This is a genomic window from Chryseobacterium sp. MEBOG06, assembly GCF_021869765.1.
Classification (GTDB): domain Bacteria; phylum Bacteroidota; class Bacteroidia; order Flavobacteriales; family Weeksellaceae; genus Chryseobacterium.
The window spans coordinates 1,793,482-1,818,763 of the sequence record NZ_CP084580.1 but is presented as its reverse complement, the minus strand read 5'-3'; the positions used below and the strand labels follow the sequence as shown (position 1 = coordinate 1,818,763).

General features: G+C 36.3%; 22 protein-coding genes. 3 read left to right on the top strand and 19 right to left on the bottom strand.

Going from position 1 to position 25,282, the window contains the following annotated elements; translation table 11 throughout:
- Positions 1-3 precede the first annotated feature (3 nt).
- From LF887_RS08375 to LF887_RS08325, 11 genes are all read right to left on the bottom strand, one after another.
- Positions 4-618, bottom strand: a complete 615-nt coding sequence (locus tag LF887_RS08375) for a protein-tyrosine-phosphatase (RefSeq protein ID WP_236858637.1) — start codon at positions 616-618, stop codon at positions 4-6.
- Between the two features lie 55 nt (positions 619-673).
- On the bottom strand, positions 674-1,003 hold the full coding sequence (locus tag LF887_RS08370; protein ID WP_236858635.1) for an ArsR/SmtB family transcription factor: 330 nt from the start codon (positions 1,001-1,003) through the stop codon (positions 674-676).
- Between the two features lie 146 nt (positions 1,004-1,149).
- Positions 1,150-2,205 (bottom strand): alpha/beta hydrolase, encoded by a 1,056-nt coding sequence (locus tag LF887_RS08365; protein WP_236858633.1) that lies wholly within the window; start codon positions 2,203-2,205, stop codon positions 1,150-1,152.
- Positions 2,189-3,463 carry a PepSY-associated TM helix domain-containing protein gene (locus LF887_RS08360; protein WP_236858632.1) on the bottom strand — a complete coding sequence of 425 codons (1,275 nt, stop codon included), beginning with the start codon at positions 3,461-3,463 and terminating at the stop codon, positions 2,189-2,191. The genes LF887_RS08365 and LF887_RS08360 overlap by 17 nt, the downstream gene beginning before the upstream one ends.
- A 273-nt stretch (positions 3,464-3,736) precedes the next feature.
- On the bottom strand, positions 3,737-5,926 hold the full coding sequence (locus LF887_RS08355) for a TonB-dependent siderophore receptor (RefSeq protein ID WP_236858631.1): 2,190 nt from the start codon (positions 5,924-5,926) through the stop codon (positions 3,737-3,739).
- Between the two features lie 229 nt (positions 5,927-6,155).
- Positions 6,156-6,647 carry a hypothetical protein gene (locus LF887_RS08350; protein WP_236858630.1) on the bottom strand — a complete coding sequence of 164 codons (492 nt, stop codon included), beginning with the start codon at positions 6,645-6,647 and terminating at the stop codon, positions 6,156-6,158.
- Positions 6,648-6,952: 305 nt separating this feature from the next.
- Positions 6,953-7,405: a hypothetical protein gene (locus LF887_RS08345; protein WP_236858629.1), complete on the bottom strand. Its 453-nt coding sequence runs from the start codon at positions 7,403-7,405 to the stop codon at positions 6,953-6,955.
- 169 nt (positions 7,406-7,574) lie between these two features.
- A complete protein-coding gene (gene carB / locus LF887_RS08340; protein WP_236858628.1) occupies positions 7,575-10,757 on the bottom strand; it encodes a carbamoyl-phosphate synthase large subunit in 3,183 nt (1,060 codons plus the stop codon).
- Positions 10,758-10,813: 56 nt separating this feature from the next.
- Positions 10,814-11,164 carry a four helix bundle protein gene (locus tag LF887_RS08335; protein WP_236858627.1) on the bottom strand — a complete coding sequence of 117 codons (351 nt, stop codon included), beginning with the start codon at positions 11,162-11,164 and terminating at the stop codon, positions 10,814-10,816.
- A gap of 42 nt (positions 11,165-11,206) precedes the next feature.
- Positions 11,207-12,280, bottom strand: a complete 1,074-nt coding sequence (locus tag LF887_RS08330) for a carbamoyl phosphate synthase small subunit (protein WP_236858626.1) — start codon at positions 12,278-12,280, stop codon at positions 11,207-11,209.
- 137 nt (positions 12,281-12,417) lie between these two features.
- Entirely contained in the window at positions 12,418-13,308 is an 891-nt protein-coding gene (locus tag LF887_RS08325) for an aspartate carbamoyltransferase catalytic subunit (RefSeq protein ID WP_236858625.1), read from the bottom strand.
- Positions 13,309-13,549: 241 nt separating this feature from the next.
- On the opposite strand from LF887_RS08325, the gene LF887_RS08320 reads away from it, so the two are divergent.
- Entirely contained in the window at positions 13,550-14,011 is a 462-nt protein-coding gene (locus tag LF887_RS08320; protein ID WP_236858624.1) for an Lrp/AsnC family transcriptional regulator, read from the top strand.
- Between the two features lie 189 nt (positions 14,012-14,200).
- Here LF887_RS08320 and argH read toward each other — a convergent pair whose 3' ends face one another.
- From argH to LF887_RS08280, 8 genes are all read right to left on the bottom strand, one after another.
- Positions 14,201-15,505 (bottom strand): argininosuccinate lyase, encoded by a 1,305-nt coding sequence (argH, locus tag LF887_RS08315; RefSeq protein ID WP_236858623.1) that lies wholly within the window; start codon positions 15,503-15,505, stop codon positions 14,201-14,203.
- A 285-nt stretch (positions 15,506-15,790) separates the two neighbouring features.
- Positions 15,791-16,873, bottom strand: a complete 1,083-nt coding sequence (locus LF887_RS08310) for a M20 family metallo-hydrolase (RefSeq protein WP_236858622.1) — start codon at positions 16,871-16,873, stop codon at positions 15,791-15,793.
- Entirely contained in the window at positions 16,848-17,642 is a 795-nt protein-coding gene (argB, locus tag LF887_RS08305) for an acetylglutamate kinase (RefSeq protein WP_236858621.1), read from the bottom strand. The genes LF887_RS08310 and argB overlap by 26 nt, the downstream gene beginning before the upstream one ends.
- Before the next feature lie 103 nt (positions 17,643-17,745).
- Positions 17,746-18,705 (bottom strand): N-acetylornithine carbamoyltransferase, encoded by a 960-nt coding sequence (locus LF887_RS08300; protein ID WP_236858620.1) that lies wholly within the window; start codon positions 18,703-18,705, stop codon positions 17,746-17,748.
- A gap of 120 nt (positions 18,706-18,825) precedes the next feature.
- Positions 18,826-19,965, bottom strand: coding sequence for an aspartate aminotransferase family protein (locus LF887_RS08295; protein ID WP_236858619.1), 1,140 nt, complete (start codon positions 19,963-19,965; stop codon positions 18,826-18,828).
- Between the two features lie 283 nt (positions 19,966-20,248).
- The gene (gene argC, locus LF887_RS08290) at positions 20,249-21,214 is read right to left on the bottom strand and encodes an N-acetyl-gamma-glutamyl-phosphate reductase (RefSeq protein WP_236858618.1); all 966 of its coding nucleotides are present in this window, start codon (positions 21,212-21,214) and stop codon (positions 20,249-20,251) included.
- A 55-nt stretch (positions 21,215-21,269) separates the two neighbouring features.
- Positions 21,270-22,466: an argininosuccinate synthase gene (locus LF887_RS08285; RefSeq protein ID WP_236858617.1), complete on the bottom strand. Its 1,197-nt coding sequence runs from the start codon at positions 22,464-22,466 to the stop codon at positions 21,270-21,272.
- The gene (locus tag LF887_RS08280) at positions 22,438-23,037 is read right to left on the bottom strand and encodes a GNAT family N-acetyltransferase (protein WP_236858616.1); all 600 of its coding nucleotides are present in this window, start codon (positions 23,035-23,037) and stop codon (positions 22,438-22,440) included. Before LF887_RS08280 ends, LF887_RS08285 begins: the two co-directional genes overlap by 29 nt.
- A gap of 160 nt (positions 23,038-23,197) precedes the next feature.
- On the opposite strand from LF887_RS08280, the gene LF887_RS08275 reads away from it, so the two are divergent.
- Positions 23,198-23,614, top strand: a complete 417-nt coding sequence (locus LF887_RS08275) for a helix-turn-helix domain-containing protein (protein ID WP_236858615.1) — start codon at positions 23,198-23,200, stop codon at positions 23,612-23,614.
- Positions 23,615-23,814: 200 nt separating this feature from the next.
- Positions 23,815-25,194, top strand: a complete 1,380-nt coding sequence (locus LF887_RS08270; RefSeq protein WP_236858614.1) for a porin — start codon at positions 23,815-23,817, stop codon at positions 25,192-25,194.
- Positions 25,195-25,282: the final 88 nt, after the last annotated feature.

Here is a 25,282-nt window from a genome sequence, read left to right as displayed (position 1 = left end):
TTTTTATTTTTTAATCATTGAAAAAACGTACAGCATTTCTGAAGCGATCTCCAGGCTGCGCTGATGATATACTTCTTCCTGTACCGGTAAATTATCTGAATATTTAGGATCTTCATAAGTAATCGGGATTCTGACTTCGGCCCCTGCTATATACGGGCAGCCATCATCAGCCTGTGAGCAGGTGATTACCGCAGCAAAACCTGAATCAGGATTAAACAGGCTGTCATACTTTTTAGAAAAACCAATTACGGGGAAAGCATTCTTATCATATTTTATAGCATAGACAGGATTATCATTCTCAGATATTTTGAAAATAATAAATCCCTGATGGATTAATGTTTCTGCAACTTTAGGAAACAATGCGGTTTCTTCAGTTCCTCCTGAATAACAAAAAACATTAGCTATTCCGAAATGAGCAGCCGCCACTTGCGCCCAAATCTGCGAAAAATGACTCCGGCGGGAATTGTGAGTGCAAATAAAACTGATATTGACCGCTTCATTATGAGTTACTTTCTTTTGGATAAATTCAATCAAAGGCTGTACAATTTTCTTTCGGTCTTCATTTATCGGTTTCAAAAATAAAGCCTTCTGGATTGTTTTGGATAAGTTTACGTTCATTTTTATTAATTATCATATTGCGATATAACGATATTAAAAAATGTAAAAAAATGCTTTAGCAGCATTGATCTATATTGGCTTGCTGATTAAAGAAAAGATTAAACTGAGATTGAACCTCTTTCCAGACCTTTTCATTAATACAATAGCATACCGATTTCCCTTCAATTGATCCTTTGATAATTCCTGTATTTTTAAGTTCTTTCAAATGTTGTGAAATAGTAGCCTGAGCTAATCCTAATTCTTCAACCAAATCATTACAGATACAAGCTTTCTGATTGATGATATGCTGAAGAATGGAAATTCTGGCCGGATGCCCAAGTACCTTAAACAATGCTGCTAACCGGTTCTGTTCCTCTGTAAATATTTCGGTTTTTGTAAGTCCCATATCATATTATTTTACATCGCAATATTACGATACTTTTTTTTAATTGACAAAATTTTAGGATAAATTTCTTTATTATTTTTCTAAAAAACAGGGTAGATCTTATGTCTTCAATCTACCCTGCCTTCTCAATATTTAATAAAAATCTCCTATTTTACTTTAGGATAAAGCTTATTTTTAAGATTCATAAAGTAGGTTTCCGTCTCTTTAAAGTCATTACTTTTCATAAACTTAAGAACAACGTTCAGATAAGCTTCTGATGGAAGAAACTCTGTTCCCGTTTTATCAGAAAGCTTTTTATAATCCACTTCAAGCTGTTCAGGATTTTTGGCAAGCCTTTTAATATCTGTCCTGAAACCTTTGAAAATAAACTTCAACGCTTCATAGTTTGCAGGGTAAGAAACCGTTCCATGTACTTCTCCCGGGAAAAAGCTATGCTTATAATTCAATGAACCGTTTTGCTCAATAATTCCTTTGAACTCTTCTATGGCCTGTGTCATATCAGAATTCCAGTTTTTCTGCTGTTCTTCGTTATCTGCCTGAGAAACGTATAATGATTTTTTGGCTGGAAATTTTTTATTCTTCTCCAGATAATCTTTTGTTCTCGAAACGGTTATTTTATTATCCCACCATAAGCTGGGATCATTCGCCACATAAGCGTTAAAATAATCCGGATGAATAAGGAAAGTATTGATTGCAAACAATCCTCCGAAAGAATGCCCCACCAATATAGATAAATCCTGAGTTCTATAGTTTCTATTGATCCATGGTTTTAATTCTTCCTGCAAAAAGTTTGTAAAATTCTCACTTCCGCCGCTATCTGCAAAAAGAATAAGATCAGGGTTTACCGGACTTTTCCTGTGAGATTTCGTAGGTGTAAGATCTCTGGTTCTTTCTGTATTTTTAATTCCCACCACAATACATTCCGGAATGTCTGCATAAGGAGTTCTTGCAAGGAAATCACTCATTCCTGTATAATATTCAAAATTGATTTCTCCATCCAAAAGATAGATTACCGGATATTTTGCTGGATTGATTGTCTTGTCATTATATGTTTTAGGAAGATGAATCCAGACTTCCCTGTTTTCATTTAAAATTTTTGAAAATAGATTCTGCTTTTCTCCTATTGTCACTTTTTCCTGAGCTTTTCCCGAAATGGAAAAAGCAAATACTGTGAGGTATAAAAATTTAAACCAATTGTTCATGATGTCCTTCTTTTCTATGTTGATGAATATTTTTAATTTCTTTATTTTTCCCTGATGATTTATTCCTCCTTCCCCACCAGATCAGAAATCCGGTCACGGGAAGACTTGTACAGATAATCCCGATAATGAAAGTGAAGATTTTTCCAAACATCCCGCCCCAGTAGCCGACATGAAGGTCAAAATTCATATGTTCAATGACCTCGTGCATCTGGACTTCTTTAGGGTAATGAATTTCGTTTCCTGTATACTTGTTGATTTCTCTGCTTTTGCCTTTTGAAATACTTTTTAACCCAATAAAATGAGCGGCAACAACATTATAAACTGTAGATGAATCATTTCTTGGAACACTCATTCTGATCTGTTTTGCCTCAGGAATTTCTTTGAAGTTTCTGTCTATAAAATCAGTAAAAGGCAATGCTTTTTTCTCAGGATCAAACTTTGGTTCATACTTCTCTGCAATTTTGTGGGGATCTGCTACTCCTCCGAAGGCTTCCTGAGTAAGATCTGTTAAAACCTTATAGGCCATAATCAATCCGGTAATGGTAATAAATACTGCCGGCAATAAAGTATAAAAGCCGAAAACATTATGGAAATCGTAGTTTTTCCTGCGCCATTTTGTTCCTGCCTTGATTTTAAAAGCGGCTGTTCTTGTCGTTTTATTCCATTTTTTAGGCCACCAGAGAATCAACCCGCTGATTAACTGGATGAAAAATATAATTGAGGCAATTCCCACCACTGTCTTTCCAAGCTTTCCTGCCAGCAACTGTGCATGAATATGGGCTACTACATAAAAGAATTCATAGCTTTTGGTAGATCCCATTATTTTACCGGTATAAGGATCGAGATAGTGATAGGCAAATACACCTCTCGGACCACGGCTTTTCTTCTGTGGCTGTGCTGCTTTAGCTTCATTTTTATCTTTTGGTGGCTGGGTAGCTGAGGCCACTCTGAAGGTTCTGTCTGCATCTTTATAAGTGTCGAAATAAAATGCTCTTCTGCCCGGCACCTGTTTCTGAAATTGGACAAGCAGTTCTTCAGGAGCCATTTTCTTTTTATTATCCGGAGCCTGCACATATTTTGCACTGCCTCCGCACCAATCTATAATTTCGTCACAAAAGACAAATACGGTTCCTGAAAGCGTTACCGTCAGCACAATAATTCCGGAAACCAACCCTAGCCATAGATGCAGCCACCCGGTGACTCTCTTGGTAAGAGATTTTCCCTGTTTTTTCTTTGTATTAGTTTTTTTGTTTTCCATATCCTGTTCATTAGATGATTTCAATAGCAACCCATCACTAAAGGGTTAATAGATGCCGGATACGCAAAGACGAAAAGGTATTTTACAGCTTTAATCAAGATGCGAGAATCTGAAATTGATCAAATTTATGAATGCGTGTTAAAATCTAATTATTAAAATTGGTACTTTGTAAAAAGTATTTGATATTCTTACACCTTTTTAAAAACTATATAATCCTCTCAATGTCCTTGCGTTGTCCAGCAAATAGTCGGTTATTAAAATCTTTATGCTTTTTTAAAATTTAAATGCGAAATTGGCAAGAATTTCCCTTGGCTTCTGTGGCTGACCATAAAAGTTCCAGTAATTTTGGTTCAGTGCATTGTTCATCTTCAGACCTATTCTGTATTTTTTTCTGTCATAGAAAACTGTTGCCCCTACTGTGGTATAAGCCGGTGCAAGAAAATGATTTACTATATTAATATAGGTTTTATCTACAAAATTGAATCCCGCACCAAAGCCAAATCCTTCATAGGTTCCATCCATAATCTTGTAACTTGTCCAAAGATTTGCTACATGTTTAGGGCTCCAGGCACTTCTTTTTCCTGCATCTTTACTTCTGTCGTCAAATTTGTTATCGTTATAGCCGTAACCTGCAACAATATTCCATCCTTTAGCCGGATTGGCTACAAGATCTAATTCAAACCCCTGGTTTTTGATATTTCCATCCTGAATATATAATCCTGCAATACCTGACGGATCTGCTATCAGACGATTTTTGATCTTCATATTGTAATAACTTACCGTTGTCAAAAGTTTTTTGCCAAATAAATCAAGTTTAAACCCTGCTTCAAACTGATTTCCCTGTTCAGGTTTATATTCTATGAATGTGTTTCCTTTCTGATCTCTCGGGTCTCTCGTAGGGGCCACGTTCTTGAATCCGTTTACATAATTGGCAAAGAATGAAATTTCGTTTTTGATAATTTCATATACCAACCCGAATTTTGGGGCAAACTGAGTTTGTGTATACTTGCCTTTTCCTTCTACTCCATTTGAAATGATATTATCACTTTTATAATTGTCCATTCGTAGACTTGCCATCACCAGTAAATTGTCTGTAATATTAAGAACATCGGAAGCATATACGCTGAAAGTGCTGATTTTATTAATATCATACATCGTTCCGCTTCTTGGGAGTGCCTTGATGACATCTCTGGAAAGCGGAGTCCATTTTGTGGAAGAATCCAGATAAACCACATCAGTTGGCTGATCTTTGTCCTTTTCTTTAGTAATGATTCCATCCAAAGGGTAAGGAACGAATACTGAAGCATCGTTTTTACCTACTTTATAGACAGGATATTGGTTTTTACCGGTCTGCTGAAAGTAATCTACTCCTACAACCAGACGGTTTCTGAGGTTCCCTATTTTAAAATCTCCAATGAAATTCTGCTGGATATTATCTGTGGTAATTTTATAGCTGTCGAAAGGGCGGATACTTCTGCTTACAGAGTTGTTATTCAGATAATTTAATACTAAAAATACAGATTCATTTTCATTAGCTTCTCCTCGTTGATAGGATGTTCTGGAAGTCCATTGGTTGTTGAACTTATGGGTTACTTCAGCCATTGTCACGAAATTGGTTCTTTTTGATCCTACATCATTACTGGTAAATGATCTGTCGTAGGCACCAGCCAAGTCTTTCATGGAGTGCAGAGTCAATTTATCAGACTGCCTTACATAGGCATTCAGGGTCTTTTCCGGAGCATGGAATTCGGTATCTAAAGTTACCGTTGTTCTGTCACTTACTTTATATAAAATGCTTCCTGAAAAAAATGCTCCTTTATTGTAACCGGCATCCTGAAAAGAGTCCTGTGAATAAGCGGCTATATTAAATCTTGCCAACGCTGTTTTCTCCTTATTTAAAGGGGTATTGACGTCTGCTGTAATTCTGTTCATCCCCCAGCTTCCCGTGGTATAATTGATAATTCCCCCGAAATTTTCCTGAGGTTTTTTGGTGACTACATTTACTACCCCTCCATAATTAGCTAAGGTTCCGCCAAATAAGGTTCCGGAAGGACCTTTGATTACTTCTACTCTTTCAATATTGGCAATTTCAGACTGTACTCTCGGATTCTGGATCAATCCATTTCTGAAACTTGCATTAGAACTGAATCCTCTCAGGAAAATATCATTACCGCTGTCATTCACACTATTACTTACCACTACTCCCGGCGCAGATGCCATTGCTGTGTTGAAATCTGTAGCTCCCATTTCACTGATAATTTCTTTGGGAACAAGATTATAAACGGTTGGATTTTCCAGATTTTCTAAAGGAAGCCTTGCTATGGATTCAGACTTTTTGGTTCTGTAATTGTGAGTTCCCTGAAGGGATACGGATTGAATCTCGGAAACTTTAATTGTGTCTTTTTCCTGTGCACTCAGCATGGCTGCTGCCAATAAAGATGCAGAAATAATAATTTTTTTCATGTTTATAATTAAGCTTAGTGGCGCTAAATTACTTTATTTTTATTAATTCTAAATAAAAATATGATGAAAATCATAAAATACGCTCTTTGAAAAAGCCCATAAATAAAGGGTTTTTGACAAATCAAAAACCCCTTATTTCATTCTATAATGATATTTTACATTGATTATTTTATTTTCTAATCATTTTTTTTGCATTATAATAAAAGCAATGGAATTTACATTCAGATATCTACACAGCCATTATCATTGACATATAATAATTGGCACAATGTAATGAGTTGATCAATATTATTTCTTTGTGAGAAATTGTTTCGAATTTTTCTGAAGTGATGATCTGATATTCACAAGTCAGAGCGCTCCATTTAAGGTGTGGCTTCATTACAAAAAGTTCCGTTCCCTGCTGATCTGCAAGTACGAATGATTCTTTAAATACCCCTCTGTGTTTAAAAAGAAACCCTTCTTTTATTCCATCAAAATAAGTTTGTACGACAATCTCCCCATTCCAGTTCATTCTGAATTTTAAGATCACTCTTTCATGATCTTTTAATTCAATGGTTGTTCCCCAAAAACCCTTTGGCTCCACTTGATAAAAACGGCCTTCAATCTCTATTTCAGCATTAAATGTAAACCAGTTTTTATAAAGTAGTTTTCCTATTAACTGTTCTTCTTTGGTAATTTCAAAAGATAAAGAATCTACTGATTTTGCGTAATATTCTGACATGGCTGTTATTTCGTTTGGTAAGATTTTTATAAATTTATAAATATGATTAACAGTTTGAATTTTAACGCTCTAATTTATAAATAATTCCGCAAATAATATCTACTTTTAAATTGATCTGCCAATAAACCTGTCAGTATTATTTCTTCTCTATTTTCTCTGCGGATATTTTATTTTTAAATACAGGTGTGGCCCCACAGTTTTGATATATAATTCTGTTTAGAAATCCTATTTTTTTTGCATCTGGTGACTAAAAGTACCTTCCAAAGGAATGAAATTTCACTTACTTTAACCCAGGCTCAGGAGATTTAATAAGATTTGATTTTATAGATATAATCGTTATGAATTTTCTCAGCATTTTTCTCCAGTTCCTTAATGCTGTATTCTTTTCCGTCTATATCTACAGAATTTATGGTCATATACCAATTAGCATTAAAGGTCTGATCTATTCTTGTTGTTGAATGCGGATGAAGCTCCATGATAACTGATGAATCTCTGACTTCAATTTTCTCAAGAGTCTTTAGATTTTTAATTTTCTTAAAAACTTTAGGTGATACTATCTCATCTTCATAGTTGAAACTTAAATCTCTATGAAAGGGTCTCTTCAGATCATTGAAAACCCTGCTTTTATAATTAATTGTTATCATCTTTTTTACATCTGTTAAATTCTGAATATAAAAATCTGTTCCTACAGCACATCCTGAGAGTATAAAAAGAAAGATGATTGTGAACAGAGGCCGAATTCGTTTATGTATTTTCATATAGAGTTGGAAGATTTTTATTTCACTACTATTATATCAGTTGAAATAGAAGTAAATTTTGTTTGATATCATAAAATTCAGATCAGAAAGATATCTAATTTCAGTAAAAAGGACAAAAAAACCTCGTAAGAAAACTTACGAGGTTTAGGATATTCTATTTTTCCGAAAATTACATAGTCTCCATTTTGAAACTCATGCTTTCGATTACTTTCAGGATGGCTTCTACCGTATCCATTGATGTAAGGCAAGGAACACCGTTTTCCACACTCATTCTTCTGATCTGGAAACCGTCTCTTTCAGCCTGTTTACCTTTTGTAGTGGTATTCACAACATACTGAACTTTTCCTTTCTGGATCAGGTCGATAAGGTTCACACTTTCTTCTCCTATTTTGTATCCGATCTTACAAGGAATACCTTTTTCACCGAAGTATTTTGCAGTACCTTCCGTAGCCCAGATTCTGAATCCTACTTCATGGAATCTTGCTGCAAGAGCTGCTGCTTCATCTTTGTGCTTGTCTGCTACCGTGAACAGGATAGAACCGTGCATAGGAACTTTTCTTCCCGCTGCTACCAATCCTTTGTAAAGAGCTTTTTCAAGGGTGGTATCTTTCCCCATAACTTCTCCTGTAGACTTCATTTCAGGTCCCAGGGAGATATCTACTTTCGTGAGTTTTGAGAAAGAGAATACCGGAACTTTTACAAAGACTCCTTCTTTGTTTGGAACCAGACCATCTTTATATCCAAGATCTGCCAGTTTCTGTCCTAAAATTGCTTTTGTCGCAAGGTTAGCCATGGGCACCTCTGTAATTTTGGATAAGAAAGGAACTGTTCTTGAAGAACGCGGGTTTACTTCGATTACATATACATTTCCTTCAAAAAGAACGTACTGGATATTCATTAATCCGATCACCTTAAGTCCTTTTGCCAGTCTCTTTGTATAATCTACCAAAGTATCTATTTCGCTCTGTGAAATATTCTGCGGTGGGTACACAGCGATAGAGTCTCCGGAGTGAACTCCTGCTCTTTCGATATGTTCCATGATTCCTGGAATCACTACTGTTTCACCGTCACAGATTGCATCTACTTCGATTTCTTTTCCTACCATGTACTTGTCAACCAAGACAGGGTGTTCCGGGCTCGCTTCTACAGCGTGCTCCATATAGTGAGCCAATTCTGCCTCTGCATATACGATTTCCATCGCTCTACCTCCAAGAACGTAGCTTGGACGTACCAATACGGGGTAACCGATTTCGTTAGCGATTTTTATAGCTTCTTCTTTTGAAGTGGAAGTTCTTCCATTTGGCTGAGGAATTCCCATTTCCTGAAGTGCTTTTTCAAATTTGTCTCTGTTTTCAGCTCTGTCAAGATCTTCCAATGAAGTTCCTAAGATCTGTACCCCGTGCGAAGCCAGTTTATCAGCAAGATTGATCGCAGTCTGCCCTCCGAACTGTACTACTACTCCTTTTGGCTTTTCAAGATCGATGATATTCATTACATCTTCTTCTGTAAGCGGCTCAAAGTATAGTTTGTCAGAGATAGAGAAGTCTGTAGAAACGGTTTCAGGGTTATTGTTGATGATAATCGCTTCATATCCCATTTCTTTGATTGCCCAAACTGAATGTACCGTTGCGTAGTCAAACTCAACTCCCTGACCGATTCTGATAGGTCCTGAACCTAGTACAATAATCTTTTCTTTGTCAGAAACAACACTTTCATTTTCTTCTTCATATGTTCCGTAGAAATAGGGAGTCTCGCTTTCAAACTCAGCAGCACAAGTGTCTACCATTTTGTAAATCGGCATTACTCCGTTTTCTTTTCTGAAATTGAAAACTTCACGCTCTGTTACCTCCCAAAGAACAGCTATATTAACATCTGCGAAGCCTAATTTTTTAGCCTGAACTAAGGTTTCTTTATCAAACTTATTATCTGCAATTACCTTTTCGAAATCAACCAGCTTTTTAAGTTTCCAGATGAAGAACTTGTCTATTTTACTCCATTCTACAATCTTCTCCCAGTCGTATCCTCTTCTTAAAGCATCTCCGATGATGAATAATCTCTCATCATCACACACTCTGATTCTTCTTTCGATTTCTTCTTCTGTAAGCGCCTGAGCCTGCTTTGTTTTTAGTCCCAAGTGCTTGATTCCTGTTTCTAATGAACGGATCGCTTTCTGTAAAGATTCTTCAAAGTTTCTACCGATCGCCATCACTTCTCCAGTAGCTTTCATCTGAGTAGAAAGTCTTCTGTCTGCTGTTTCAAATTTATCGAATGGGAATCTTGGGAACTTCGTTACCACGTAGTCCAGTGCAGGTTCAAAACATGCGTATGTTTTTCCTGTTACCGGGTTCATGATTTCATCCAGCGTTAGTCCTACAGCAATTTTAGCAGCAATTTTAGCAATCGGATATCCTGTTGCCTTACTTGCCAGAGCTGATGAGCGGGAAACTCTAGGGTTTACCTCGATGATATAGTATTCGAATGAGTGAGGGTCTAAAGCCAGCTGTACATTACAACCTCCTTCAATTCCCAATGCTCTGATAATTTTCAGTGAAGCATTTCTCAGTAATTGATATTCTCTGTCTGAAAGGGTTTGAGAAGGTGCTACTACAATTGAATCTCCTGTGTGAACTCCTACAGGATCAATGTTTTCCATGTTACAAACCACAATGGCATTGTCATTTGCATCACGCATTACTTCGTATTCTATTTCTTTGAAACCGGCAATAGATCTTTCAATAAGACACTGCGTAACCGGGCTGTACTTCAATCCTAATTCGGCAATTTCTTTTAATTCTACTTCATTAGAAGCGATACCTCCTCCGGTACCTCCCATGGTAAATGCAGGACGCACAATTACCGGGTAGCCAATTGCATCTGCAAAAGCAAGTGCTCCTTCTACTGTGTTTACAATATCAGACTCAGGAACCGGTTCGTTCAGTTCTCTCATCAATTCACGGAAAAGGTCTCTGTCCTCCGCTCTGTTGATTGCAGAAAGCGTAGTTCCCAATACTTCTACTTTGCATTCTTCAAGAATTCCTGATTTTTCCAATTCTACCGCCATATTCAGTCCTGTCTGACCTCCCAATGTTGGTAATAGAGCATCCGGCCGTTCTTTTCTGATGATGTGGCTTACAAACTGTAATGAAATCGGCTCAATATATACTTTATCAGCGATTTCTACATCGGTCATAATTGTCGCAGGGTTTGAGTTGATCAAAATTACCTTGTAGCCTTCTTCTCTTAAAGACAGACAAGCCTGCGTTCCTGCGTAATCAAATTCAGCTGCCTGACCAATGATGATAGGTCCTGAACCGATTACTAAAATTGTTTTTATATCTGTACGTTTTGCCATTTTTCTTTTTTTATTAGAGTCAAGAATCTAGAGCCAAGAGCCAAGATTTCCAGACTTTATTTTAAACTATTTTTGAATGAGTAAATCATTCTTTGAATTTCAGAAACTTCATTTAATAAAGCATTTACTTTGTCTTCAGTTAAAAGATTCAACTCTTTTACCAAAATCAGTTGAGTCTGCAATTCAAATGCAGAGCCTAAAGCGATAGCGAGAAAGTCATTAAACTCTTTACTGCTATTTCTGCCGGAACCTTCAGCGATATTAGACGGAATAGAAACAGAACATCTTTTTATCTGAGAAATTAAACCATACTTTTCGTCGCTACTGATCTCCTGACAAATAATGTATATATTTTTTGCCAACACAATAGATTTTTGCCAGAAAAGTAGCTTTTCAAAGTTGTGCATCTGTTCTTTCTCTCTTAAGTCTTGATTCTTGGCTCTGGATTTTTACTTTTTAAAGTCTTCCATCATTTGAATAAACTCATCAAACAGGTAGTTTGCATCTTCCGGACCAGGGCTCGCTTCAGGGTGGTACTGAACTGAGAAACAAGGGTGAATTTTATGTTTCAAACCTTCATTTGTTCTGTCATTCAGTGCGATGTGGGTTTCAATAAGATCTGTTCCTTTCAAACTTTCCTGATCTACTGCATATCCGTGGTTTTGAGAAGTGATAGCAACTTTATTTTTCGCTAAATCCAATACCGGATGATTTCCACCCCTATGTCCGAATTTTAGTTTGAACGTTTTTGCGCCGCAAGCCAAACCGATTAACTGGTGTCCTAAACAAATTCCGAAGATTGGGACTTTCCCAAGTAATCCGCGTATCATATCCAGAGCGTGTGGAACATCTTCCGGGTCACCAGGACCGTTAGAAAGCATGATTCCGTCCGGATTCATTAGCAGGATATCTTCAGCAGTGGTATCCTGAGACACTACGATGATGTCGCAGTTTCTTTGAGATAATTCTCTGATGATCCCTAATTTCGCTCCAAAATCAACCAATACAACCTTGAAACCTCTGTTTGGGTTAGCATAGGGTGTCTTTGTAGAAACTTCTTCCACCTGATTGGTTGGAAAATTGGTCACTTTAAGCTCAGAAGCTACTGCAGTTTCGTCAGCATCAGCATTTACGATTTTCCCTTTTACTACTCCAGAGTTACGAAGAATTCTTGTAAGTCTTCTTGTATCAATTCCTGAAATTCCTGAAAGGTTTTTCTTTTTAAATAATTCATCTAAAGTAATCTGAGTACGGAAGTTGGAAGGGAGATCGCAAAGTTCTTTTACGATAAGCCCTTTGATTGCCGGCTCAATACTTTCATAATCATCACGGTTAATACCATAATTTCCGATAAGCGGATAGGTCATACAAACTATCTGACCGCAGTACGATGGGTCAGAGATCAATTCCTGATACCCTGTCATTCCGGTATTGAAAACTACCTCTCCTGCAGTTTCCAAATCTGCTCCGAAACCTTCTCCATGAAACACTTCACCGGACTCCAGTATTAATTTTTTCTTCATTTTTAAAAATTAGATTTTCTATTATTTTCTTTTTTTCTTGTACAATGTCGGTTGTACAAGGTATAATGTATTTATATTCTTTTTTCCTGTACAATGTTGGCTGTACTTTTTACATTATACTATATACTTTTTACAATTTACTTAAAGGTAAACCCTTTCTCTTCCAAAGCTTCTTTCAGAATGGCCATTCTGGCAAAAACTCCGTTTTCCATTTGTTTGAAAACTCTTGAGCGTTCACACTCTACCAGTTCTGAGTCTATTTCTACATCCCTGTTGATAGGCGCAGGGTGCATGATGATGGCTCCTTTTTTCATGGCCTGCTCTCTTTCTTTAGTCAGCCCGTATCTTCTATGATATTCTGAAGCGGTAAAGCTCATAGCAGCATCATGCCTTTCATGCTGGATTCTCAATAGCATCAGGACATCTACTTCTCCTATCAATTCATCTACTGAAAGATAAGTCCCGTTGATTAAAGCGCCTTCGTCAAACCAGTGTTCAGGTCCTGAGATGTATACTTTGGCTCCTAATCTCCTTAATGCTTCTGCATTTGAATTGGCAACACGGCTGTGCTTTACATCTCCCACAATTCCCACTTTTAATCCTTCAAACTTTCCAAATTCCTGATAAATAGTCATCAGATCCAGCATACATTGTGAAGGATGGTTTCCTGTTCCGTCTCCTCCGTTGATCACCGGGATTTTAATATTTTTCAGTTCATCAAAATATCGGTCTTTCTTATCACGGATCACTACTAAATTTATCCCTATACTTTCAACAGTTCTTACTGTATCATAAAGGCTCTCTCCTTTATTTACAGAACTGTGCGAAGCATCAAAGGGTACTACCTGAAGTCCTAATTTTCGTTCTGCAAGATCAAAGCTTGTTTTCGTTCTTGTACTGTCTTCGAAGAAAAGGTTTGAGCAAAAAACTTCTCCTTCAATTTTAGCAGTTTTACCATTCGCAAAAGCGAGCGCTTCTGTTAGTATACTGTTGATTCTCTCGGTGCTTAGTTCTGTAATCGTAAACATAATTCTTAATTTTTGAGCATAAAAAAAGCGAAGACAACAATCTTCGCTAATAACAATAAATATCGTAAAGGGCGCTTTCGCCCGGTAAATCTAATGATATAAATGCTTTTTTATTCATTAGGTGCAAAGATACAGAATTTTTACGAACCTACAAAAACAAAGTTTGAAATAAATTAAAAACCTTAGTATTTCCTTATTCTCATTTAAAATTAATATTTTTGTTAAAACTCAAATTTATTTTATGGATTTAAAAGACAAAATGATTCTCAGCATTATTCAGGAAGATTCCACTCTATCTGTTAAAGAAATTTCAGAAAAGATTGGTCTTACCTTTACTCCTACGTATGAGCGAATCAAACAATTGGAGAAACAGGGGATCATTGAAAAATATGTCGGTCTTTTAAACCGTGAAAAACTGGGTCTGAATATTATTGTCTATTGCAATGTACGTCTTAAAGAGCAATCCAAGAAAGTATTGGAAACTTTTGAGGGTAATATCGGCAAGTATGATGAAGTACAGGAAATCACCAGCCTTTCCGGAGAATATGACTATATGCTGAAGATTATTGCAAAGGACATCAATTCCTATAATGAATTTGCTGTCAATGTAATCTCAAACCTTCCTAATATTGGACAATATCACAGTTCTATCGTACTTCATGAGGTGAAAAAATCTACCAAATTCAAAATCGATTTGCAATAATTTTTCCATTTTAAGTTCAAAATCAATTTCGATAAGAACAAAATAGAATCAAACCATTAAGATAACTTAAGCAGTTAAGATTTATTAAGATTAAGGATTTACAAACGAATGTAAGGCAGTATGCTAAAAAATAATTTTAGTAATTACTGATTCTACTCAGGTTTTTCTATGATCTTAATGGTTTGGATTCTAACCCAATAATTTATTTTTCAGTTTATTAAACTGGTATTCTATCTTATCCAGACAAAGATTGCCTATACTTCCCTGATGGGTATGGTTCAGGTTTCCAGTTTCAAAATCAAACTCATTATTTTCAATTTCCTGTCCTACTTTTACATAAGCATCACGGAAAGAGCTACCGTTTTTCACTTCTTCATTAATCTTTTCTACACTGAACAGGTATTTATACTTCTCATCCTCCAAAATCCCGTCTTTTACCTGAATATTCGGCAACGTATAGGCTAAAATCTCCAGACATTCTTTCAGAGAATCTATGGCAGGGAAAAGAATTTCTTTTGTCAGCTGTACATCTCTGTGATATCCTGAGGGAAGATTATTCGTCAATAGGATCAGTTCATTCGGAAGCGACTGGATTCTGTTGCATCTTGCACGAACCAATTCAAAAATATCAGGATTCTTCTTATGCGGCATAATGCTGCTTCCTGTTGTAAACTCTTTTGGAAAGCTGATGAAGTCAAAGTTCTGATTCAGATACAGACAGACATCGTAAGCAAACTTCCCAAGTGTTCCTGCCAGAGTAGCCATTGACATAGCCAGCATTTTCTCTGATTTTCCACGCGTCATCTGAGCATATATCGAATTGTAATTCATCGACTGGAACCCTAAGTTGTACGTCGTACTTTCACGGTTGATCGGAAATGAAGAACCATATCCCGCCGCTGAACCCAGTGGATTCTTGTTGATAATATTCTTTACAGAAAACAACATTTCCACGTCATCCAAAAGCGCTTCAGCATAAGCTCCAAACCACAATCCAAATGATGAAGGCATTGCAATCTGTAAATGGGTATATCCCGGCAGCAAAACATTTTTGTGCTGATCTGCCAACTGAATTAAAATCTGGAAAAACTCATCAGTAAGTGCAGTGATCTCCCGGATCTCATCCACTAAATAGAGTTTGATATCCAGCAATACCTGATCATTTCTTGATCTTGCAGTATGGATTTTCTTTCCTGTATCTCCTAATTTTTCAATCAAGATTGCTTCTACCTGAGAATGGATATCCTCAGCTTCTTTATCAATTTCAAAAGTTCCTTCTTCAATTTCTTTTAAAATAGTATTTAAAACAGACAGCATCTGTTCTGATTCTTCCTGAGAAATAATCCCGGTCTCTGCCAGCATTATACAATGTGCCATAGATCCCTTGACATCATATTTTGCTAAACGCTCGTCAAAGTCCAGATCTTTCCCGACTGTAAATTTATTTACTAATATATTGGTGGCAAGGTCATCCTTCTGCCATATCTTTTTCATATGTGACTATTTATTTAGTTCATATATAATCTCCGTTTTCTTCTGTTTATCAGAAGATTTCTGTACCGGAGATATAATGATCTGATTCAAAATAATTGATTGGTTTTGACATGCTCAGCAAAGCATTCCTTATTATTAACTATAAAAAAACATTTCCCTATTAAAGTCTTCGTTTTTAATTTTCTTTTTTGCATAAATCCTTATTAAAAACTAAACTTTTGTGCCTGCTGAGCGAAGTCAAAACATATTTTTTTCAGATATTCAGACTTCAGATGTCTGATATCTTTATAATACTTTTTCTAAAACCCGGATATAGATTTCAATCCCTTCTTCTATTTCATTGATATAGATGAATTCATCCGCAGTGTGAGAGCGCCTACTGTCTCCAGGGCCCATTTTCACTGATGTACATGGAATAATGGCCTGATCTGATGAGGTAGGTGAACCATAGGTTGTCCTTCCTATTTCTAATCCTGCTTTTACAAATGGGTGATCCATTTCAATTTTTGAGGAATTCAGCCTGAAAGATCTCGCTGTAAGTGCAGATTCCATCTGAGACTGGATAATTTCAAAAGCCTCCTTATTAGAATATTCATCCGTAACTCTGACGTCCAACGTGAAATTGCATGACTCAGGAACTACGTTATGCTGTACTCCGGCATGAATTCCTGACAACGTTATTTTAACTTCACCCAAATACTCTGAGATTTTCGGGAATTTAAAGGTTAAAATATTCTGCAGGTCCTGCATACATTTTACAATTGAGTTATCATCGTTAGGATGAGCGGCATGAGAAGGAGTTCCTCTCATTTCCCCGTCTATCACAAGCAGTCCTTTTTCTGCAATCGCCAGATTCATCTGCGTGGGTTCTCCTACAATGGCGAATTCAATGTTGGGAAGCTGTGGAAACAGGGCTTCAATTCCGTCAAAACCCGAAATCTCCTCCTCTGCCGTCAAAGCAATCACTAAATTATATTTTAAATCTTCTTTTTCATAAAAGTGTAAAAAAACCTGTGCCATAGAAACCAGAGAAGCTCCGGCATCATTACTCCCCAATCCATATAGTTTCCCATCCTTTTCAAGGGGCACAAAAGGATCAAGTGTATAAGCTTTATTAGGCTTTACGGTATCATGATGGGTATTCAATAAAACAGACGGTTTAAATACATCAAAGTTTTTATTAACTGCCCAGATATTGTTTTTAAAACGTTTCGTTGGAATCTGATGCTTTTTGAAAAAATTCTCAATCTCCACCGAAGTATTGAATTCATCTTTGCTGAATGAAGGAATTTCAATTAGATTTTTAAGCAATCCAACCGCATTATTCAATAGTTCTTCTTTATTATAAACAGATTTCAGTTCCTGCATGATGATTCTCTATATGATTTTTAAGTTCAGTTTCTTTGATAAGAAACACTTTATTTACATTATTTTTTATTGCTCCAAGAGCATTTTCAAGTTTGGGCAAAATCCCTTTATGAAGCTTTCCTTCTTCTTTTAACACTGCAAATTCTCCTTCAGACACAGTTTTGATCACAGATTCCGGATTATTTACATCTTCCAAAACGCCTTCTTTATCAAAGCAGTACAATAATTCAACATCATATTTATCTGATAAAGCCTGTGCCATCACAGATGCAATAGTATCGGCATTGGTATTGAAGAGGTTTCCTTTTTTGTCGTGGGTAATGGCAGAAAATACAGGAATAAGATCAAGTTTAATCAATTTTGAAAGCAGTTTCTTGTTGACGCTTTTCTTATTAATATCTCCTACAAATCCAAAATCAATTTCGGGATGCTCTCTTTTTTTAGCCTTAATTAAATTTCCGTCTGCACCGGAAAAACCAATCGCATTACATTTTTTCTGCTGTAGTTTTTCAACAATATTCTTATTGATTCCGCCAGCGTATACCATCGTTACAATATCCAATGTATCTTTATCTGTAATCCTCCTTCCATTGATCATTTTCTGTTCTACACCAAGCTTGTCAGCCAATGTTGTAGCCAACTTGCCTCCGCCATGAACCAGAATTTTTTTCTCTTTGATTCCTGAAAACTGATCTAAAAACTGATCCAGTAATCGTTCATCATCAATGAGTGCTCCGCCTATTTTTATGATGTATATTTTATTTTTCATGAAAAGATTAAAGGATTTGGGAGTTAAAAAATTACATATGTTTTATTTTCTTTATCATCTAAAAACGTAGATGACAGTATTGATTTTGATGATTATATCAGATTTATTTTGAATTAATTTCGTCTAAAATTTCAGAAAAAACAGCTTGCGCAGAGAAAATACGATTCTTCGCCTGTTGGTAGATAATTGAGTTTTCGCCATCCATCACCTCATCACTTAATTCTACATTACGACGAACCGGCAGACAGTGCATCACTTTTCCTTCATTAGTATTGGCCAGTTTTTCATTGGTTAACATCCAATCTCCTTTCACTTCCGGCATTGCGGCATAATCATCAAAAGACGACCAGTTTTTCACATAAATAAAATCTGCATCTTTTAAAGCCTCATCCTGATCATGGATTACTTTTATATCTTTTGTGAATTTCTGATCCAAATCGTAGCCTTCAGGATTGGCAATCACAAACTCAACATCCATTTCCTGCATCCATTCTGTAAAAGAATTCCCAACTGCCTGAGCAATAGGCTTGATGTGCGGAGCCCAGGTTAAAACAACTTTTGGTTTATGGTCTTTTTTCCAATTTTCGGTAATGGTAATACAGTCTGCCAAACTTTGCAACGGGTGGCGCGTTGCAGATTCTAACGAAATAACAGGAACTTTAGCGTACTGCTCAAATTGGCTCAGAATGCTCTCATTAACGTCATCCTCCTTATTTTTCATTCCTGCAAAGCAACGTACTGCAATAATATCACAATATTGATTTAAAACTTCAATAGCATCTTTGATATGCTCTACTGTATCTCCGTTCATTACGGCTCCATCTGCAAATTCAAGATTCCAGGCTTCCTGTGCGGCATTCAGCGTCAGAACATTCAGTCCCAGGTTTTGTGCTGCAATCTGACTGCTCAGACGAGTTCTTAAACTTGAGTTTAAAAATACAAGTCCTATTGTTTTCCCTTTTCCTTTTTCTGTTTCTGAAAGCGGGTTTGCTTTTATCTGTAAAGCTTTTTTTATGATTTCCTGTAAGTTTTCTACATCACTTACAGAGGTGAATTTTTTCATTTCGAATTGATTTTAAAGATTTCCTTTACCTATTAATTGTTAATCCGGACACAAAAGTTTTTATTTAAGCTCTTTAAAAACACTTTAGCTTTAAAAGAATTCTTTTGTGACTTTTGTGGTTTAAATCTGTTCCAATACTGTTTTCAGAGCATTGATAAAAAGATCTGTTTCCTCTTTTTTGATATTCAGTGCCGGAAGAATCCTTAAAACACTTTTATCATTCGAGTTTCCTGTAAAAATATGATGATCAAACAGTAAGGTTTTCCTTACTTCCGAACAGTCTCTATCGAGCTCTATTCCAATCATCAAGCCTTTCCTTCGGATCGATTTAATATGTGGTAAATCTTTAATTCCATTTTCAATATACTGACCCATCTGCTGGGCATTTTCGATAAGATTTTCATCTTTCATTACGTCCAGTACAGCAATCGATGCTACGCAGGCAAGATGATTACCTCCGAAAGTTGTTCCCAGCAGTCCGTTGGCTGCCTGGAATTTCGGATGAATAAGAACTCCTCCAACCGGAAATCCATTCCCCATTCCTTTTGCAGTAGTAATAATATCCGGTTCAATTCCAAATTCCTGATGAGCAAAGAAATATCCACTTCTTCCATATCCGGATTGTACTTCATCTAAAATAAGAACAGCATCATATTTCTCACACAGTTCTTTGATTTTAGCTAAAAATTCCGGCGTTGGAATCATAATTCCTCCTACCCCTTGAATTCCTTCGATAATTACAGAGGAAATTTCGTTTCCGTGTATGGCAAAGGTTTCTTCAAGCTGCTCAATATTATTCCAGTCTGATTTGATAAATCTTTCTGAGAAGTTGACAGGAGCAACAATTTTTGGATTATCCGTTACAGAAACTGCAGCAGACGTTCTTCCATGGAAGGAACCTGAGAAATAAAGCACTTTACTCTTCCCGTTATGAAAAGAAGCCAGCTTCAATGCATTTTCATTAGCTTCCGCACCAGAGTTACACAAGAAAAGATTGTAATCTTCATATCCTGAAAGCTGTCCAAGTTTTTCAGCCAATTCAGTCTGTAATTCATTCTGAACAGAGTTGGAATAAAAAGAAATTTTTTCCAGCTGCTCTTTTAATTTATTTTGATAATGAGGATGGTTATGTCCAATAGAAATTACAGCATGTCCCCCGTAGAAATCAAGATATTGTTCCCCTTTGTCATCCCAAAGAAAAGACCCCTGAGCTTTAACCGGATTGATATTAAATAATGGATATACGTTGAATAAATTCATTTTTTATTTTTTTATATTTTTCTTTTGTCCTGAAACAAAAGAAACAAAAGTTCAAGACGTGGAAACTTTCGCTAAAAAATATTTTTGTTCTCTAAAAATTCTAAAACTTGTGCGAAATCGGCATTTGTTCTTCGGTTCGACATTTTTGCCGCACTTCGGACAGTAGAATTTTCTTAACGTTCAAAAAATTATTTTTCTTAACGCTCCATTTTCCTAGGTCGGTTTTGATTAAGTTTTAAAAATTCACGATTAGCTTATTGACAATTGATTTTTAAGTTTTCTTTTAAAATGCAATAGGTTTTAAGTTTAATCCTGAGTTTTCTTCCCAGCCCATCGCAATATTCATATTCTGTACGGCCTGCCCGGAAGCTCCTTTTAACAAATTGTCAATCGCTGAGTGAATAACTGCAACATTTCCACTTTTTTCAATCTGAATCACACAGCGATTCGTATTGACAACCTGCTTTAAATCAATTGCTTTTTCGCTTACCTTTACAAAAGGCTCTTCTGCATAAAAATCATGATACAACTGATAGATGTCAGAAAGCTCTAAATCTGTTTTCACTGTAGAACTTGTAAAAATCCCTCTTGCAAAATCTCCTCTCCATGGAACAAAATTCAGACTGACATCTTTATGATTAAACAAAACTATTTGCTTTAAAATTTCTCCCACATGTTGATGTTCCAGCGTTTTATAAGCCGACACATTATCATTCCTCCAGGTAAAATGAGTGGTTGCCTGTAATGACTGTCCAGCTCCTGTAGACCCTGTGATCCCTGTTGTAAAAACCTCATCGAGCAAACCTTTTTCAGCCAACGGTAAAAGCGCTAACTGAATGGCGGTTGCAAAACATCCCGGATTGGCAATACTTTTTGAATCGACCAGTTGTTTTTTATTGATTTCAGGCAATCCGTAGATAAAATTTCTGCTTCCAAAATTTCCATCTAAACGGAAATCATTTCCAAGATCAATTACCAAAGTTTCCTCCTGAGCAGGGTTTTGAGTTAACCAGTTCTGACTTTCCTTATGAGGAAGGCATAGAAAAAGTACATCTGCTTGCTCTGGCTGATCTGTCAAAACCTGATCACAAACCGTCGCTAAATCCGGGTACAAATCCGATATTCTTGTACCCGAATTCGAACGACTATATAAAAAACTCAATGTCACATGGGGGTGGAAAGCCAGCAAGCGTATCAACTCACTTCCTGTATAACCATTTGCTCCTACAATTCCTACCTTTTTTTTCATATTTTAATCTGATAAGACAATGCCTTATCTTTTGTTAAATCGTTCCTTAGGAACTCTAGTTGATATTTTGGTTGATCTGGTGATATATATTTAAAGAATTGCTTACAATTTTTGTATATCCTTTTACATCATCTCCTGTCCATGCTCTGTTTGCCTCTCCATAACTTCCGAATTTATCGGACATCAGATCATGATCAGACTCAATTCCATTTAAAATAAATCTGTACGGATGAAGCGTTACAAATACTTTTCCGCTTACCGTTTTTTGAGAATCTACTAAGAAAGACTCAATATTTCTCATTACAGGATCTAAGAAAAGTGCCTCATGAAGCCAGTTTCCGTACCAGTCAGATAATTGAGATTTCATCATCTGCTGATATTTTGAAAGGGTATGTTTTTCCAGTAAATGATGAGCCTTGATAATCACTGAGGCTGCTGCTGCTTCAAATCCTACTCTTCCTTTGATTCCTACAATGGTATCTCCAACATGAATATCACGTCCAATACCATAAGCAGAAGCTAGTTCTTCTATTTTTTGAATAGCATATACTGAATGTTCGAAGTTTTCTCCATTAACGGAAATTACTTCTCCATTTTTAAATTCAATTTCCAGTTCTGAAGACTGTGTTTCTTTTATTTGCGAAGGGAAAGCTTCTTCCGGTAAATAATTCCTGGAAGTCAACGTTTCTTTTCCTCCTACAGAGGTACCCCAAAGACCTTTATTCACAGAATATTGTGCTTTATGGAATTCCATTTCATAGCCATGGTTTTTCAAAAACTCAATCTCCTCCTCACGGGATAAAGCCATATCTCTGATTGGCGTAATAATGCCGATATTTGGACACATTACGTGAAAGATCAAATCAAAACGAACCTGATCATTTCCAGCTCCTGTACTTCCGTGAGCAATAGCATCCGCTTGTACTTCTATCGCATATTTTGCAATTTCCTGCGCCTGAATGGTACGCTCTGCACTTACAGAAAGAGGATAAGTATTGTTTTTCAACACATTACCAAAAATTAAATACTTCACACAAGAATTATAATAATCCTCCTGAGCATCTACGCACCTGTATTCTTTTACTCCAAGGTTTAAAGCTTTTCTCTCTAATTCTTTTTCTTCCTCCTTAGAAAAACCTCCTGTATTTACAGTAACTGCGTACACATCATATCCTAATGTTTCACTAAGATATTTTGCACAGTAGGAAGTATCTAAACCTCCGCTAAACGCTAAGACTACTTTCTTGCTCATTGTTATATTTAATTTCCGGCTGCATATTGGCAACCCCGTTTACTTTATTATTTTCAGGAACGAAAAGCATTGCTGTACAAAGACAGTTTTTACGCTCCTTTTTCATTAAGATCTCATAATTCACACAGTTCTTGCAACCGCTCCAAAACTCCTCATCCTGAGTCAGCTCGGAATAGATCACCGGTTTATATCCTAAATCACTATTGATTTTCATGACCGCAAGACCTGTTGTAAGCCCAAATACTTTCGCATCCGGATATTTTTCTCTAGATAACTGGAAAACTTTATGTTTAATCTGAGTTGCAACTCCCCCGTTCCTGAATTTCGGCGATACTATCAGTCCCGAATTAGCCACAAATTTCCCATGTGACCAGGTTTCTATATAACAGAAGCCTACCCACTCTCCGTTTTCAGTGGCCACCACAGCATTGCCCTCTGAAATCTTTTTACTCAAATATTCGATGGAACGTTTTGCGATCCCCGTTCCTCTACGCTGTGCAGAATCATACATTTCCTGCTGTATTTCACTCACATACATTAGATGTTCGCATGAGGAAATTTCTATTTCCATTTATTTATCTAATTTTTTTGGCAAATTTAAAATATAATTACTTTAAAAACCAAATAAAAAAGATATTTTTTTTGTTTTAAAAATTTACACAGGTAAAATTATCTTTATCCAGAAAAGTACATTTGCTAATTTATTATATATTTGCTAAAAAACTATAGTTATGGAAAACACGTGCCCAAAATGCCAGAGCAGCAAAGTTGTAAAAAGCGGTATCGTAAATGAGAAACAACGTTTTCACTGCAAGAACTGCAACTATTATTTTACAGTCAAGAAATTGGGCAAACAGATCGATGATTACTATGTAACCAAGGCGCTTCAACTTTATCTTGAAGGGCTTAGCTATCGTGAAATAGAAAGAATTATAGGAGTTTCTCATGTTACCATCAGCTCATGGATCAAAAAATACAATATCACAAGACCTCCCCATTCTGAATTTCATCCGGTATATAAAATTCTCAAACAAAGTGAACTCATTGAATATATTGCTCAGGAAGAAAACATCCAAAATGCAGGTATAATTATCACCCAGTTTGCAGATAAATATATGCTTATCAAATGGGAAAGATTTAAGAAATAACTGATAATTCTGAATTTACAATTAAAAATAGAGAATAAAACTGCATATAAAGTACTTTAAAATCTATAAATTTTTAATTTTTAACTTTCAATTTCCATTTTCAGCTATACTCTTAGCAGTAATATATATTAAATTTTCGTAAACAAATTATTAATTACAATTTGGCATTCTCAAAAAACAACGCCAAAAATTGATAATTTATGAAGAAATTACTTGCATTCATTGGAGCAGTCTTAATAAGTAGTTCTCTCTACTCCCAGGGTTCCCCAGACTATGGCAGTGGATTAAAAGTAAACCTCAATCCTGAAGGAGACAAATTCATCAGATTTATTCTCTGGGACCAGCTTTGGCTGAGAAATACCTCAATGAATCCCGGAAGTATGGTAGGTGGAGAACCTACAGACAACTCCTGGAACATAGGAAACAGGAGGTTACGTGCTTTAACCTATGCACAAATCTCTAAAAGATACATGATTCTCCTCCATTTTGGAATCAATAATCAGACCTTCATCAACGGGGGTGCTACAGGTACTTCAGGAACAGGCGGTTATGGAAACGGAAAGAAAACACAGCTTTTTTTTCATGATGCATGGAATGAGTACGCAGTTATTTTACCTGGAGAAGCGGGTAAATTCAGTTTATCTTTAGGGGCAGGGCTTCATTATTATATGGGACTTTCCCGTATGACTATGGCTTCAACATTGAATTTTCTTACGGTAGATTCCCCTGTTTTTTCATGGCCTCTGATAGACAATTCAGATCAGTTTGGAAGACAGCTGGGAATGTTCGCTAAAGGAAAATATGGAAAATTAGAGTATCGCTTTAGCTTAAATAAACCTTTTGCTACAGACATAGTCCCTGTAAATGTAACAGATCCGTCAAGAGCTGTAGCAGTAGATAATAATGGAAATCCGAGTTTTTCAAAAGCGGGATATGTAGAATACCAATTCCTTGATGAGGAATCCAACACCCTTCCTTACAAAGTGGGCTCTTATCTGGGAACTAAAAAAGTGTTCAATGTAGGTGCAGGGTTTTATCATCAGGCGGACGGAACAAGAACTTCTGTCAATTCAAATATTGAAAAGCATGACATCAGCCTTTTTGCAGTGGATGCTTTCGCAGATATTCCATTGGGAGAAGCAAAAAACAAAATGGCCGTCTCTGCGTATGCCGGATATTATAACTATAATTTTGGTCCTAACTATGTAAGAAATCTGGGAACCATGAATATTGCCGCTTCTGACCCTAATTTTATCGGTAATAAAGCAATTGCAGGCCCGGGAAATCTACAGCCAACCATAGGAACAGGTAATATTATCTATGCACAGGCTGGTTTACTATTACCAAGTCAGGCACAAAAGCCAAAAATAAGAATACAGCCTTTCGCAGCGTATACTCGCAAAAATTTTGAAGCTTTTGATAAATCTTCATCTCAATTCGACGTAGGAGCCAACTGGTTTATAGATGGTCATCATGCGAAAATCACCACACAGTATTCAACGAGGCCTGTTTATACCAGCCCCACTGAAAGTCCTTCTTCAAAAGGAGAATTCATTGTACAGTTTCAGATCTATTTATAAAACTTACACCATTAAGACTAATAAAAACGGTAAGATAAGATCACTTAAAATTCTTTAACAGTCAATTCCAATAACATCAAAACTAAAC